Consider the following 14263-nt stretch of genomic DNA (forward strand, 5'->3'; position numbering starts at 1 on the left):
GGTTAGAACGGATAGTGCTGCGGCTGCGTCTCGATCGTGATCCAGCGCAGATCGGTGAATTCGGCGATCCCGGCCTGACCGCCGAAGCGGCCGTAGCCCGATCCCTTCACGCCGCCGAACGGCATCTGCGCCTCGTCATGCACGGTCGGGCCGTTGACGTGGCAGATGCCGCTTTCGATGCGCTGCGCCACCGTCAGCGCACGCGCGACGTCGCGGCCGAACACGGCGGCCGAGAGACCGTACTCGGTGTCGTTGGCGAGCCGCACGGCCTCGTCGACGCCGCGGGCGTGGATCACGGAGACCACCGGACCAAAACTCTCCTCGGTATAGATGCGCATGCCGGGCACGACGCGGTCGAGCACCGTTGCCGGAACGACCGTGCCGGCGCGCTCGCCGCCCGCGAGCTTGACGGCGCCCTTGGCGATGGCGTCGTCGATCAGCGCGACGACGTGCCTGGCCGGCGCTTCGTCGATCATCGAGCCGACCACGACCGGACCGGAGCGCGGGTCACCGGCGGGAAGCGCGCTCGCCTTCTTCGCGAGCTTCTCGACAAAGGACGCGGCGACCGCCTCGTCGACGATCACGCGCTCGGTCGACATGCAGACCTGGCCCTGGTTGATGAAGGCGCCAAACGCCACGGCCGCGACGGCGGCATCGAGATCGGCATCGTCGAGCACGACCAGCGGCGCCTTGCCGCCCAGCTCCAGCAGCACCGGCTTGAGGTGGCGGCCGGCGAGCTCGGCGATGACGCGGCCGACACGGGTCGAGCCGGTAAAGTTGATTCGCCGTACCGCGGGATTGGCGATGAGGCGCTCGACGACGGCCGGCGCATCCGCGGGCGCGTTGGTCACGACGTTCACGACGCCCGGCGGAAAGCCCGCGTCCCTGAACACCTCGCCGACCAGCCGGTGCGTGCCCGGGCAGATCTCGGATGCCTTGAGCACGACCGTATTGCCGCAGGCGAGCGGCGTTGCCACGGCACGGACGCCCAGAATGATCGGGGCATTCCACGGCGCGATGCCGAGGCACACGCCCGCCGGCTGGCGCACGGACATGGCAATGCATCCCGGCTTGTCGGACGGGATCACCTCGCCCGCGATCTGCGTGGTCAGCGATGCCGCCTCGCGCAGCATGCCGGAAGCGAGCTTGACGTTGAAGGCCGACCAGACCTGCGTCGTGCCGATCTCGGCCATCATGATCTTGATGAAGGCATCGCGCTTGGCATCGAGCACATCGGCCGCCTTCAGCAGCAGCGCGCGCCTTGCGTTGGGGCCGAGCGCAGACCATGCGGGAAGCGCGGTGCAAGCCGCCGCCACCGCGGCGTCGGCATCCGAAATCGTCGCAGCGGCGGCCCGGCTTGCGACCTCCTGCGACAGCGGATTGCGCCGCTCGAACACCTTGCCGGAAGCAGCGACCTGATCCTGGCCGTTGATGAGAAGACTGACGTCCATGAGAACCTCCCTGATGTCTTGCTGATGTCTTGGCTGCGCTCAGCCGAGCAGCCGCGATTTGCTGGTTTCGTGCGCGAAGACGAGCGCGATCATCGCTGCGAGCGCGAGGGCCACGTAGTAGCCCGTGATCGCGTAGGTGGAGCCCGTCTGCGCAAACAGGCTGGTGGCGACGAGCGGCGCGATGCCGCCGCCGAGCACCGTGCCGAGCTGCTTGCCGATCGACACGCCGGTGAAGCGGATGCGGGTCGGAAACAGCTCGGGGAAATAGCTTCCTTCGGTGCTGAACATCAGTGGATGGATGATGCCCGCGGCGAGGATCACTGCTCCCATTATCAGAAGCGTGTCGCGGCTCGCGACCACGCCGTAGAACGCGAACATCGAGGCGGCCGCGAGCACGACGCCCGCCAGGAACAGGCGCTTGCGTCCGATCCGGTCGGACCAGGCGCCGATCAGCGGCATGGCCACGAGTCCGACGAGATTGGCGAACAGCACGGCCTGCGTAATCACGTCCTTCTGGACGCCGAGCTGGCGCGTCGCAAACGAGATGGTGAAGATGGCCGTCAGGTAGAAATAGGACGTCTGCGCCATCTCGGCGAAGAACACGATGAGGATCGGCCGCCAGTGTCCCCTCACGGCCTCGACGGCCGGCACCGCTTCGCTCTCCTCCGCCTCGCGGAACGTCGTGCTCTCCTCGATGCGCCAGCGCATGTAGACGCCGAGCGCGACCAGCACCGCGCTGATCAGGAACGGAATGCGCCAGCCCCAGGACAGCAAGTCCGCTTCCGGCAGCCGCGAGATCGCCAGCGCCGCAAACGAGGCGAGCACGACGCCGACGGGACCCGCGGCCTGGATCACCGCGGCCGAGAAGCCGCGCCGGTGGCCGGGCGCGGTCTCGATCGCCATGAGGATCGCCGCGGTGGACTCGCCGCCGAGCGCAAAGCCCTGGAGGAAGCGCAGCACGACGAGCGCGACGGTCGCGGCCACGCCGGCGGTGGCGTAGGTCGGCAACAGCCCGATCGACATGGTCGCAAGCCCCATCAGGAGCAGCGTGGACAACAGGACGGATTTGCGCCCCAAGCGATCGCCGAAATGGCCGAACACCAGTCCGCCGAGCGGACGCGCCAGGAAACCGACGGCGAACGTCGCGAACACCGCGATGGTCGCCGTGAGCTGATCGAACTTCGGAAAGAACAGCTGGTCGAATACCAGCGGCGCGATCAGGCCGTAGATGAAGAAGTCGTACCATTCGATCGCGGTGCCGATGGTGCCGGCGATCAGGATGCGCCGGCGGCTGCCCGCGGTCTGCCCGGCGCCGACGGTGGCGGCACGATCCTCGTAGTCCTCGAATGCTCCAGTGGTCACGGTTTCCTCCTCCGATGTCTTGTCGCCTTGTTGTTATTGGCCGCACTGCCGCATTGGGTGCGGCGGCGGAAATTGCTTCAGCTTGCCAGCCGCGCGCCGTCGCTCGCGCCGTGCCCGAGCGCGCGTGCAAGGTTGTGTCCGATCGTTCCGGCCTGGGACGCGCCGCCGCGCCAGGCCACGATCTGGTCGGGACGTATCAAAGCGAGGTCGGCGTCATAGAGGTCGCGCAACGATGCCGGCAGCGTCACGAGCTTCACGTCGACACCGAGCTTGCGGACGGCATCGGTGACCGCCGCGCGAGCCGGCACGATTTCGCCGAACTGGAGCAGCGTCCATTCGAACCCGAACAGGTCGTACAGGGACACGCCGTCCTCCAGCCAGGCATGCGGCGCGCGGCCGCCCGGACAGGCGCTCGGGATGTAGACGTTCGCAGCATCCGGCGGCGGCTGGCTGCCGTCGGAGACGATGATCGGCGAGCCGTCGTAGCGCCCGCCGAAGGTGACGCCGGGGATGTTGAACTCGGCACGGGCGTGCTGTTCGAGATAGATGCCCGCCGCCTGCCGCGCCTCGCCGCCGGCGTCCGTGGCATCCTCGATGTCAGGCGCGGGCGCGAAGAGACCGAGGGAGTCCGCAAAGCGCCGCGCATAGTCGGTGTTGCGCAGCGCCACCGGTCGCCGCTCGATCTCGTAGCTGTCGAGCAGCGTCGCCGGGCTCACGCCCTTGACGACGCTTGCGAGCTTCCAGCCGAGATTGACCGCATCCTCGATCGCCGTGTTGTAGCCGAGCCCGCCGGTCGGCGTGAACAGATGCGCCGCATCGCCGCCGAGGAACACCCTGCCCCGTTGCATCCCATTCGCCACCAGCGCGTGACCGGCGGTCCAGGTCAGGAACGACAGCACCTCGCATGGGATGGGCGCGCCGCAGGCACGCTGGAACGCAGCCGTGGCCTCGTTGACCGTGATCGCATTCTCGTCCTCACCCGGCCGTAGCTGTGTGTGAAACGCGAATTCGTCGCGCCCGTTCACCGATGCCATGAAAGCGCGGCGGTCGCCGTTGAAGCAATTGTACATCCACGCCTTGGCGTGCGGGACGCTGGCGTAGAACTCCGGCGAACGGAGATAGACCGCCAGCATGCGGCCGCCCATGAAATCGCGCTGCGTCCCGGTCTCACCACCGTAAACAATCCCAAGCGATTGCCGGACCATCGAGCGCGGCCCGTCGGCGCCGACCAGGAAATCCGCCCGGACCCGGAAGCGGCTGCCGTCGTCGAGACATTCGATCTCGCCGACGATGCCGTCGTTGTTTTCGACGTAGCCGATCAGCCGGTGACCGTAGTTGAGCTTGATTCCGGGGAGCTGTTCGGCATGGCGGCGCAGCACCGCCTCGACATATTTCTGCGAGACCCGATGCGGCAGCTCCGCCGCGCTCCAGGAGCCCGACATGCCCTTGATCAACTCGCCCGCGCGCGACGATGACGGCAATGCAAAGCGCGCCAGCTCGTAAGCCGTATAGCGCGTGAAGTAGGCAACGTCGGTCGGATAATCCGCGGGCAGACCTTCGCGCCTGATCTCGTCGGCAAAACCCAGCCGCCGATAATGCTCCATCGAGCGCGCCTGCGTCGCATTGGCCTGCGGATTGAATGCCGTGCCGGGCTTTTCATCGACCAGGACCGCGGACACGCCGCGGCGGCCGAGCTCGTTGGCCAGCATCAGCCCGCAAGGGCCCCCGCCCACGATGAGCACCGAGGCCGTCAGACGTGTTTCCAAGACGCTTCTCCCTACCAGCATTATCTTGCATGGTAAGGTAGCCTGACGATATCGTCAAGTAGCCTGACTAATCGGGATCGTCGAGCGTGTCGAACTTCGCGCCATAGACCGCCAGCCCCTTCAGGATCGCATCCATCGCAGCCTTGCCGAGCTCGGCGCGCATTTCCTGCTCGGCGATGTCGACGGCATCGCGAAACGCATCCAGCCATTTGCGCCCGGCCGGCGTGAACATGACGATGCGCGCGCGCCGGTCGGTCGGGTCGGCGATGCGATCGACGAGGCCGAGCTCGGCGCATTGATCGACCAGCTCGCCCATCGCCTGCTTGCTCATGGAGGCGCGGCGGGCGAGCTCGGTGAGCCGCGTCCCCTCCACGTCGAGATTGCGGGTCAGGCTGACATGGGCGATGCGCGTCTCATCGTGTCCCCGCTCGCTCATCAATTCGAGCACGCGGCCTTCGAAGCGGCGCACGGCGTTGTTGAGCAGGCGACCGATATTGGCATGCCGCCACGCGGTGCCGGATGTCCTGGATTTCACTGGATGCTTCCGAATCGACCGATCGAGATCGCGCGAGGCTAACACAACAGTCAGCCCGCGGGCGGCGTTGATCGAAACGCCGCCCGTCATCTCGTGTTCGGGCTTTCCGGGAGGAAAACGCAGTCTTACTGCGAGCGATCCGAGGTCCAGCCCTTGTACTCGGCGACGTTATCCCTGGTCACGAGCTTGGACGGCAGGAGTTCGACGGTCGAGGCCGGCTTCTGGCCATTGAGAATGCCGACACCGACCTGCACGGCCCGCCGCGCCATGAAGAACGGGTCCTGCGAAGCCGAGGCCTGGATCTGCGGCGACTGCGGATCTTTCAGCGCGGCCTCGATGTCGGGCGCGCCGTCCACCGCCGTGATGACGATGCCCGTGCGGTTCTGCTGGCGCGCGGCAAGGTCGGTGCCGATCGCCTGCGGATCGTTGATGGCGAAGATGGCGTCGATCTTGGGGAAGCGCGTCAGATAACCCTGTGCCACGGTAAGGCCGCCCTCGCGCGAGCCCTTGCCGTCCTGGTCGCTGGACAGCACCTTGATGCCGGGATTCTTCGAGAGCACGTTCTTGCAGCCCACGACGCGGTCGATCACGGCTGAGACCTGCGGCCCGTTCTCGATGATGACGTCGCCCTTGCCGCCCAGCTTGTCGACGATGTACTGGCACGAGATCTCGCCGGCCTGCACGTTGTTCGTGGTCACGGTGGCATCGGCGCCTTCGGCCGCAGTGTCGACGGCGACGACGACGATGCCCGCCGCCTGCGCCTTCTTGATCGCCGGCCCGATCGCCTTGGGATCGCCGGGGTTGAGCAGGATCAGGTCGACGCCGGCGGCGATGAAATTGTCGATCTGGGTGACCTGCTTGCCGAGGTCGTATTCGAAACCGACGGCCGTGATCTTCACACTTGGATTGGTCTTCTTGGCCTCGAACTCGGCGCCCTTCGACAGCGCGACGAAGAACGGGTTGCCCATCGATCCCAGCGAGACGCCGATCGACTTGAGCTCCTTGGCGAAGGATGGCGCGGTGGTCAGGGCAAGCGCCATGGCGGCGCCGGCAAGCATGATCGTCTTCAACATGGACTTCCTCCCTGGTCTGTCTTCGTCCCCGGCGCGGCAGACCAGTTGCCGCAACGGAATCCCAAGCCATGCCTACTCAGCTGCGCGCCGAGGCTCCTAAGTTCTGGCGGAGCCCCCTAAGTTCTGGCGGAGCCTTGCAGCCGGTAGCGATCGAGTGCCACGGCGCCGATGATCACCAGGCCCTTGATCACATATTGCCAGATGTCGGAGACACCGATGAGGATGAGGCCGTTGGACAGGACGGCGATGATCAGTGCGCCGACCAGCGTGCCCCAGATCGAGCCGATGCCGCCGACGAAGGAGGTGCCGCCGAGGATCACAGCGGTGATGGCGTCGAGCTCATAGGACTGGCCGAGCTGGAGGCCGTTGGCCGCATAGAGCCGCGCCGCCTGCATGGCGCCGCCGAGCCCGGCGAAAAGGCCGGAGACACCGTAGACGAAGATCAGCACGGCCCAGACCTTGATGCCGGCAAGCCGCGCCGCGCTCTCATTGCCGCCCACCGCATAGATGTGCACGCCGAGCACAGTCCGGCGCAACACCAGCCACGAGACGAAGATGACGAGCAAGGCAATCACCGAGAGCCACGGGATCGACGCGACGCCGGGAACGAGCGTCAACGAGCCGTTGCCGATGAAGGCATAAGGAATGGACGGATTGAACACGGTGGTGTCGGCGCCGAGCAATCGCGCCAGGCCGCGCACCGCGGTGAGCGAACCGAGCGTGACGATGAAAGGCGGCAGGCGCAAGAGCGCGATCAGCGCGCCATTGACGATGCCGAAGCCAAGGCCCGTGAGCAGCGCGGCCGGCAGCCACAGCATCCCGAGCTCCGGCAGCTTGGAGAGCGTCAGACCGGCCATCGCGGAGGCCGCCAGGATCGACCCGACCGAGAGGTCGATGCCGCCGGTGAGGATGACGAAGGTCATGCCGGCGGCGAGCACGGTGTTCACTGCCGCCTGCTGCAACACGATGCCGAGATTTTGCCCGGTGAAGAAGCGGCCCTCGGACAGCACGTGGAAGCCGATGCAGAGGATCAGCAGCACCGGCAGCATGCCGAGCGCGCTGATCAGCACCCTCATCCGCTGGCGCCTTGTCTCTGCGGCAGCGCCATTGGTCGTCGCCGGGGCGCGCTTGGCCTCCGAAGCACCATTGTCAGGCATCGAGATGCTCCATCCCCGTGGCAAGCGACATAATGTCTTCCTGGTTCAACGGCGCCGTCTCGGTCCGCCTGACCTCGCCGGCGATGTGCCCGCTACGCATGACGACGACGCGGTCGCAGATGCCGATGATCTCGGGCAGATCGGACGAGATGACGAGGATCGCGGTGCCGGCCTTGGCCAGATTGTCGATGATCGAATAGATCTCGGACTTGGCACCGACGTCGACGCCGCGCGTCGGCTCATCTAGGATCAGGACCTTGGGCGCAATCGCGAGAAGGCGCGACAGCAGCACCTTCTGCTGGTTGCCGCCGGACAGGCCGCCTGCGGGGACGCCGACATTGGCTGCGCGGATGCTGAGCCCGGCGAAGGCCCGGTCGGCGCGCTCACGCGCCTTGTCACGATCCAGCACCCAGCCGAGCTTCGCGTCGCGCCCGAGCACGGCGAGATTGATGTTGTCGAGGCACGACATGTCCAGGAACAGGCCGAGCGCCTTCCTGTCTTCAGTCAGATAGGCGATCCCGGCCTCCAACGCCTCGCCCGGCGTGCGGATCTCGACCGGGCGTCCCTCCAGCTCGAGGCGGCCGGAGGTCTTGGGCGCCGCACCGATGATGAGATGCGCAAGCTCGGTGCGCCCCGCGCCAATCAGGCCGGCCAAGCCGACCACCTCACTCGCATGCACGGTGAGCGAGCAACCCTTGACGCGCTGGCCGTCGGCCATGTCGATCGCTGCGAGCACGGGATGTCCCCGCCCCGCCTCCGGATCGTGATCCTTCTTGTAGAACGAGGAGACGTCACGCCCGACCATCAGGCGGACGATGGTGTCGGCGCGAATGTCCTGCTTGTCGAGCGATCCGACCAGGCGGCCGTCGCGCAGCACGGTGACGCGGTCGCCGAGCGCGTAGACCTCGTCCATGCGATGCGAGATGTAGATGATGGCGAGCCCCTCGGAGCGAAGCTGGCGGATCAGAGCGAACAGCCGCTCGCTTTCGGCGGCCGACAATGAGGTGGTTGGCTCGTCCATGATCAGGATCTTTGATCTCGCGTGCAGCGCTCGGGCGATCTCGACCAGTTGCCGCTGGCCCATGGACAGGTGCGCCACCAGTGTCGATGGCAGGAAATCTGCGCCCAGCCGCCTCAGGATCGGCCCGACGCCCTCGCGCATCTCGCCGCGGGCCAGCAAACCTGCACGCGAGATCTCCCTTCCTAGATAGATATTCTCGGCAACGCTGAGATTGGGAGCCAATGACAGCTCCTGATAGATGATCGAGATGCCCGCGGCGCGGCCGCCGAGCGGACCCTCGATCCGCACCGGGCTGCCCTCGATGCGGATCTCCCCACCGGGATCGGGCCGGTAGGCGCCGGACAGGATCTTCATCAACGTCGACTTGCCGGCGCCGTTCTCACCCATCAGGGCGTGAATTTCGCCGGCATAGACGGTGAGATCGACGGCACGCAGCGCCTTGATGCCGAAGAAAGACTTCGAGACCCCGCGCATCTCCAGGATCGGATCGTTCATCGTGCCTCCCGGCGCACAATGCGTTTCCTACCCGCGTCTTAAGCTTCTTGTCAGCGCGGTTTGGTCATTAAACAAAAGCGGATGACGCAGGGCAATACCGAAGGCGGGTATACTGAAGTATGCAAACCAGATTGGGCCAGCTAGTGGCGCGGCCGATACAGTTCACGCCAGGCGGGAAGCCGCTCGGCGTAGGCATCGACCAGTCCCGCGTCAGGTTCAAACGTCTCCACGCGCTGTGGCCGCGTGCATACGGCGGCAATTGCCTCACCCGTGACAGCAAGCCGCCCCAATCTTGCCGCACCGAACGCTGCACCGGTCTCGCCTCCGGCGAAGCGATGGATCGGAACGTTCAGCACGTTGGCCAGCACCGAGAGCCAGAACGCGGATCGTGAACCGCCGCCAATGACATCGGCTTCCGCAATCGCAATGCCGGCATCCGCCAGCGCGTCGCGGCAATCGGCAAGCGCGAAGGCAACGCCCTCTAGCACCGCCTGCACGATCGTCCCGCGATCGGTGCCGTGGCTCAGACCATCGAGCATGCCGCGCACGGCGGGATCGTCGTGCGGCGTCCGTTCACCCGCGAGATAAGGCAGGAAGCTCACCGGCGACGGCGCCTGCGGGCGCGATCGAAGCGGCGCCAGCAACTCGGCCTCGGTGACGCCGAACAGGCGCGCGGTCCAGGCAAGGCAGGAGGCGGCCGACAGGATCGCGCCGGCCTGAATCCACATGCCGGGAATGGCGTGGCAGAACGTGTGCACGACGCGATCGGGATTGGCGGCTATTCTGTTGGTCGGCGCCAGCAAGGCACCCGAGGTTCCCAGCGATACGAATGCGGTTCCCGGCTCGATGGCGCCGATACCGACGGCGCCGGCCGGATTGTCGCCGGCGCCGCCCGCGATCACCGGCTGCCGGGTCATACCCCAGCGCCGCGCGAGCTCGCTGCGCAGCGTCGTTGCAGGCGCGCATCCCTCGACCAGACGCGGCATGTGATCGCGCGACAGGCCAGTCGCTGCCAGCGCTGCGTCAGACCAGTCCCGGCGCGCGGCGTCGAGCCAGAGCGATCCGGATGCGTCCGAGACATCCTCGATGGCCTCGCCTGATAGCACCAGGCGCAAATAGGCCTTTGGCAGCAGAACGAGTTTCGTCGCCGCAAAGATCTCCGGCTCGTGCGTCGCGATCCAGAGCAGTTTTGGCGCGGTGAATCCAGCCATCGCCTTGTTGCCCGTCACAGCTCGCAACGCGGGCCAACGTTGCTCCAGGATACGGCACTCGGCGGCCGAGCGTCCGTCGTTCCAGAGGATGCAGGGTCGTAGCGGCTTTCCGCTCACATCGAGCAGCGTGGCACCGTGCATCTGGCCGGACAGCCCGATGCCCCGGACCGCGGCTAACGCGTCCGCGTGCGACGCCTTAAGGGCGTCCAGCGTGGCAAAGGTCGTATCGATCCACTGCGCGGGGTCCTGCTCGTAATAGCCTGATTGCGGCGAGACGGTCGCAAGCAGCCGGCTTTCGCTTGCAATCACGCGCTGGACATCGTCGACGAGAACGGTCTTGACCGCCGAGGTGCCGAGATCGATGCCGAGATACATGGATGCTTCCCGTTTACTTCGTCGCGTCGATCCATATCCCCGGCTCCGAATGCTCGCGGATATGAGTGACCAGGAAGTCGGAAAAGACCCTGATCTTGGCGGGCAGCCGAACACGGTTCTGATAGGCGATATTCATGGTGAGCAACGGCAGCTCCCAGCCTCTCAGAACGGGCACCAGCCGGCCGGCCGCGATATCGCTCTGCACGATGTAGAGCGGCTGGATCAGGATGCCGAGCCCTGCGCGCGCCGCGCCGCAGATGATCTGGCCGTCATTGCTGTCGAGCGTCGGTGCGATCCTGACGGTCTGCGTCGTGCTACCCTTTGTTAGCCGCAGCGAATAGGGATCGTTCGCAAGGTTGTAGATCAGCATGTTGTGGCGGGCGAGATCGGCAGGGTGCTCCGGGAGGCCGTGCTTCTCCAGATATGACGGGGCGGCCGCGAGCACGCGGTGCATCTGGCCGATGCGGCGGACGACAATGTTGGAATCCGGCTCGTGCTCGCGCGTGCGGATCGCGACGTCGATGCCGGCCTCGATGAAGTCCAGATAGCGGTTCGCGCTGATGATCTGCACGTTGAGATCAGGGTAGAGCGCGCGGAAGGCAGGCAGCATCGGCGCGAGATAGATCATCGCGAAAGACAGCGAACTCGTCACGCGCAGCATCCCCTTCGGCGACAGCGCGCGGTCGGAGACGGCGTCTTCGGCCTCGGCGAGTTCGTTCAACAGAGTGCTGCAGCGCTGCAACAGCTCCTGCCCGGCCTCGGTCAGCCATTGCCGGCGCGTGTTGCGCTCGATCAGCCGAACCGCAAGGCGCTCCTCCAGCGCGCTGAGATGGCGGCTGGCGGCCGCGTTCGACATCCGCAGCATTTCGGCGGCCTTGGACAGGCTGCCGAGCTCGGCGGTTTTGGAGAAGACTTCGAGTTGGAGCAGCCGGTCCATTTTTGCGGAAACAGGAAAAGAGACTTACAAATTTTGACCTTTAATTCCGATTTCTGCAAGGCAAAATGCCGCCAACAAAGCACAATGGCAGGCGAGGAAATCAGGAAATGTCGGGCCCGATCAGGCACATCGTGATGTGGCGGCTGCGCGGGGAGACCCCCGAGGAGCGCTCCGCCGCCCGGCTCAGGGTCAAGACCCTGTTCGAAGGCCTCAAGGGCCGGATCGATGGCCTCACCCATATCGAGGTCGGCATGGATGTCAGTGCCGTCGACTACGCCTGCGACGTGGTGCTGTTCTCCGAATTCACCGATCAGGCCGCACTCGCAGCCTATGCAAATCATCCGGAGCATCTGCGCGTGCGCGAGGCGCTCGGCGACTTGCGGATCGGACGCTTCCAGGTCGATTATCCCATCAAAGAGACCGGCGCATGATCGGTTCATTCACCTTTGAAAACCTGCCCTGCCGCGTCGTGTTCGGCAGCGGCACGCTTGCTTCGGCGAAAGCCGAGGTCGAACGACTCGGCGGCAAGCGCGCGCTGGTGCTGACGACGCCGCAGCAGGAGGCCCAAGGCAAAAGCCTTGGGGTCGCGCTCGGCCCGCTCTATGCCGGCATCTTTCCCGGCGCCACAATGCACACGCCGGTCGACGTCACGGAGCGCGCGCTCGCGGCGATGAAGGCGTGCGAGGCCGACTGTGTCGTCTCGCTCGGCGGAGGCTCGACCACCGGCCTCGGCAAGGCGCTCGCCTTGCGCACCGGTGTCAACCAGCTCTGCATTCCCACCACTTATGCCGGCTCGGAGATGACGCCGATCGTCGGCCAGACCGAGAACGGCCTGAAGACCACAGTGCGCGACGCCGCCGTGCTGCCGGAGACCGTCATCTATGATGTCGACCTCACCCTGACGCTGCCGGCAAGTTTGGCCGCGACCTCCGGCATCAACGCGATCGCCCATGCGGTGGAAGCGCTTTACGCGCGCGACACCAATCCCGTGACGTCGCTGATGGCGGAAGAAGGCATCCGCGCGTTGGCGCGTGCACTCCCCGCCATCGCCGCCAAGAGCGACGACCGCGAGGCGCGGACCGAAGCCCTTTACGGCGCCTGGCTGTGCGGCGTCTGTCTGGGCACCGTCGGCATGGCGCTGCACCACAAGCTCTGTCACACGCTCGGCGGAACCTTCGACTTGCCGCATGCCGAGACGCACACCATCGTGCTGCCGCATGCGCTCGCCTACAATGCGCCGGCTGTGCCTGATGCGATGGCGCGCATCTCCCGCGCGATCGGTGCGGCCGATGCGTCGCAAGGACTTTTCGAGCTTGCGAAACGGCTCGGCGCGAAGCTAGCCTTGCGCGATGTCGGCATGCCCGAGAGCGGCATCGACAAGGCCGCCGATCTTGCCGTCACCAATGCCTATTGGAATCCGCGCCCGCTCGAGCGCGGCGCCATCCGCGACCTGATCGCGCGCGCCTGGGCCGGCGAGCCGCCGGGCACCGTCAAAGCGGCGGCTTGAAGCGATGCGGCGCACGCTGATCAGATCGGCTACCGTCATCACCATGGATGACGCGATCGGCGACCTCGGCACCGGCGATGTGCTGGTCGAGGGCAGCCGCATCGCGAGTGTGCGGCCATCGATCGACGTCGCGGCCGACACGGAGATCGTCGACGGCACGGCCCGCATCGTCATCCCCGGCCTGATCAACGCGCATATGCACACCTGGCAGACGGGCTTGCGCGGCTTTGCCGCGAACTGGACGCTGCTGGAATATTTCCGCCGCATGCATGCCGGGCTGGCGACCGTGTTCCGGCCCGAGGACATCCATATCGCGACGCTCGTCGGCGCGCTGAACCAGATCAACCACGGCGTCACCACGCTGGTCGACTGGTGTCACAACAACCCGACGCCTGCGCACACCGACGCGGCGGTCCGCGGCCTGATCGAGAGCGGCATTCGCGCCGCCTTCTTCCACGGCTCGCCGAAACCCGAGCCGAAGCCGGGCGAGCCGCATTTCTCGGAAGTGCCGCATCCGCGCCGCGAGGTCGAGCGGCTGCTGGCAGGCCCCCTCGCCGACCGCGACGGCCTCGTCACGCTCGGGCTCGCGATTCTCGGCCCGCATTATTCGACGCTCGACGTCACCATGCACGATTTCCGCCTGGCGCGGGAGCTGAACCTGATCGCATCGATGCATCAGGGCGGCGGACCGGCCAAGACGCCCGGCGGCTGGGAGAAGCTGATCGAGGCGGGCCTCGCCGGCCCCGGCATCAACATCGTCCATGGCAACGATCTGCCCGATGAGCTGCTGGCTCGGATGATCGATCTCGGCGTGTCCTTCTCGGTCACGCCCGAGAACGAGATGATCCAGGGTCATGGCTTTCCGATCACGGGACGGCTGCTCAAGCGCGGCGTGCGGCCGACCATCGGCATTGATCTGGAATCCGTGCTGGCCGGCGATCTCTTCTCCGCCGCCCGCGTTGCCCTGTCGATGCAGCGGGCGCTCGACAATGCGGAGTCGCGCAAAACGAGCGGCGCCATTCCGGGAACGACCACGATTCCCGTGCGCGAGGCGCTGCGTTGGATTACGACGGAAGGCGCCCGCATGCTCGGCCGCGAACATCAGATCGGCTCGCTGACGCCGGGCAAGCTCGCCGACCTCGTCATCATCAACGCCTCCGCTCTCAATCTCTGTCCGGTGCACGATCCCGTCGCGACCGCGGTGATGCAGACGAGCCTCGCCAATATCGAATCCGTCATGATCGGCGGCGCCTGGAAGAAGCGGAACGGCCGGCTGCTGGTCGAGGGGCTGGAGGCGAAGAAGGAGCTGCTGGCGCAATCCGGCCAACGGCTGGTGCAGGATATCGAACGACAAGGACGCGCCGCCTGAAGGC

Annotated in this window: 12 protein-coding genes; 3 read left to right on the forward strand and 9 right to left on the reverse strand. The window is 66.3% G+C overall.

Annotated features, from left to right (window positions below; all coding sequences use genetic code 11):
- Positions 1-2: 2 nt before the first annotated feature.
- The 9 genes from JQ592_RS22880 to JQ592_RS22920 form a co-directional block, all read right to left on the reverse strand.
- Entirely contained in the window at positions 3-1451 is a 1449-nt protein-coding gene (locus tag JQ592_RS22880) for an aldehyde dehydrogenase (protein ID WP_211405046.1), read from the reverse strand.
- A gap of 39 nt (positions 1452-1490) precedes the next feature.
- Entirely contained in the window at positions 1491-2813 is a 1323-nt protein-coding gene (locus JQ592_RS22885) for an MFS transporter (RefSeq protein ID WP_211405047.1), read from the reverse strand.
- 77 nt (positions 2814-2890) lie between these two features.
- Positions 2891-4600, reverse strand: a complete 1710-nt coding sequence (locus JQ592_RS22890) for an FAD-dependent oxidoreductase (RefSeq protein ID WP_211405048.1) — start codon at positions 4598-4600, stop codon at positions 2891-2893.
- Positions 4601-4646: 46 nt separating this feature from the next.
- Entirely contained in the window at positions 4647-5114 is a 468-nt protein-coding gene (locus JQ592_RS22895) for a MarR family winged helix-turn-helix transcriptional regulator (RefSeq protein WP_211405049.1), read from the reverse strand.
- Positions 5115-5239: 125 nt separating this feature from the next.
- Positions 5240-6187, reverse strand: a complete 948-nt coding sequence (locus tag JQ592_RS22900) for an ABC transporter substrate-binding protein (protein ID WP_211405050.1) — start codon at positions 6185-6187, stop codon at positions 5240-5242.
- A gap of 116 nt (positions 6188-6303) precedes the next feature.
- Positions 6304-7344 carry an ABC transporter permease subunit gene (locus JQ592_RS22905; RefSeq protein WP_211405051.1) on the reverse strand — a complete coding sequence of 347 codons (1041 nt, stop codon included), beginning with the start codon at positions 7342-7344 and terminating at the stop codon, positions 6304-6306.
- A complete protein-coding gene (locus tag JQ592_RS22910; protein ID WP_211405052.1) occupies positions 7337-8860 on the reverse strand; it encodes a sugar ABC transporter ATP-binding protein in 1524 nt (507 codons plus the stop codon). Before JQ592_RS22910 ends, JQ592_RS22905 begins: the two co-directional genes overlap by 8 nt.
- A gap of 140 nt (positions 8861-9000) precedes the next feature.
- Positions 9001-10446: a xylulokinase gene (gene xylB / locus JQ592_RS22915; protein WP_211405053.1), complete on the reverse strand. Its 1446-nt coding sequence runs from the start codon at positions 10444-10446 to the stop codon at positions 9001-9003.
- 13 nt (positions 10447-10459) lie between these two features.
- Positions 10460-11383: a LysR family transcriptional regulator gene (locus tag JQ592_RS22920; RefSeq protein ID WP_211405054.1), complete on the reverse strand. Its 924-nt coding sequence runs from the start codon at positions 11381-11383 to the stop codon at positions 10460-10462.
- 107 nt (positions 11384-11490) lie between these two features.
- Here JQ592_RS22920 and JQ592_RS22925 point away from each other — a divergent pair, with 107 nt between their 5' ends.
- From JQ592_RS22925 to JQ592_RS22935, 3 genes are read left to right on the forward strand one after another with little or no spacing between them, the layout of a single operon-like run.
- On the forward strand, positions 11491-11814 hold the full coding sequence (locus JQ592_RS22925) for a Dabb family protein (protein ID WP_211405055.1): 324 nt from the start codon (positions 11491-11493) through the stop codon (positions 11812-11814).
- On the forward strand, positions 11811-12890 hold the full coding sequence (locus JQ592_RS22930) for a maleylacetate reductase (protein ID WP_211405056.1): 1080 nt from the start codon (positions 11811-11813) through the stop codon (positions 12888-12890). The genes JQ592_RS22925 and JQ592_RS22930 overlap by 4 nt, the downstream gene beginning before the upstream one ends.
- A 4-nt stretch (positions 12891-12894) precedes the next feature.
- Positions 12895-14259: an amidohydrolase family protein gene (locus tag JQ592_RS22935; protein ID WP_211405057.1), complete on the forward strand. Its 1365-nt coding sequence runs from the start codon at positions 12895-12897 to the stop codon at positions 14257-14259.
- Positions 14260-14263: the final 4 nt, after the last annotated feature.

The sequence above is a fragment of the Bradyrhizobium iriomotense genome, from assembly GCF_018129405.1.
Lineage (GTDB): Bacteria > Pseudomonadota > Alphaproteobacteria > Rhizobiales > Xanthobacteraceae > Bradyrhizobium > Bradyrhizobium iriomotense_B.

Coding starts and splice junctions, on each gene's coding strand:
- JQ592_RS22880 (WP_211405046.1), bottom strand. CDS start 1,451: ATGGACGTCAGTCTTCTCATCAACGGCCAGGATCAGGTCGCTGCTTCC.
- JQ592_RS22890 (WP_211405048.1), bottom strand. CDS start 4,600: ATGCTGGTAGGGAGAAGCGTCTTGGAAACACGTCTGACGGCCTCGGTG.
- JQ592_RS22900 (WP_211405050.1), bottom strand. CDS start 6,187: ATGTTGAAGACGATCATGCTTGCCGGCGCCGCCATGGCGCTTGCCCTG.
- JQ592_RS22905 (WP_211405051.1), bottom strand. CDS start 7,344: ATGCCTGACAATGGTGCTTCGGAGGCCAAGCGCGCCCCGGCGACGACC.
- JQ592_RS22910 (WP_211405052.1), bottom strand. CDS start 8,860: ATGAACGATCCGATCCTGGAGATGCGCGGGGTCTCGAAGTCTTTCTTC.
- xylB (WP_211405053.1), bottom strand. CDS start 10,446: ATGTATCTCGGCATCGATCTCGGCACCTCGGCGGTCAAGACCGTTCTC.
- JQ592_RS22920 (WP_211405054.1), bottom strand. CDS start 11,383: ATGGACCGGCTGCTCCAACTCGAAGTCTTCTCCAAAACCGCCGAGCTC.
- JQ592_RS22925 (WP_211405055.1), top strand. CDS start 11,491: ATGTCGGGCCCGATCAGGCACATCGTGATGTGGCGGCTGCGCGGGGAG.
- JQ592_RS22930 (WP_211405056.1), top strand. CDS start 11,811: ATGATCGGTTCATTCACCTTTGAAAACCTGCCCTGCCGCGTCGTGTTC.
- JQ592_RS22935 (WP_211405057.1), top strand. CDS start 12,895: ATGCGGCGCACGCTGATCAGATCGGCTACCGTCATCACCATGGATGAC.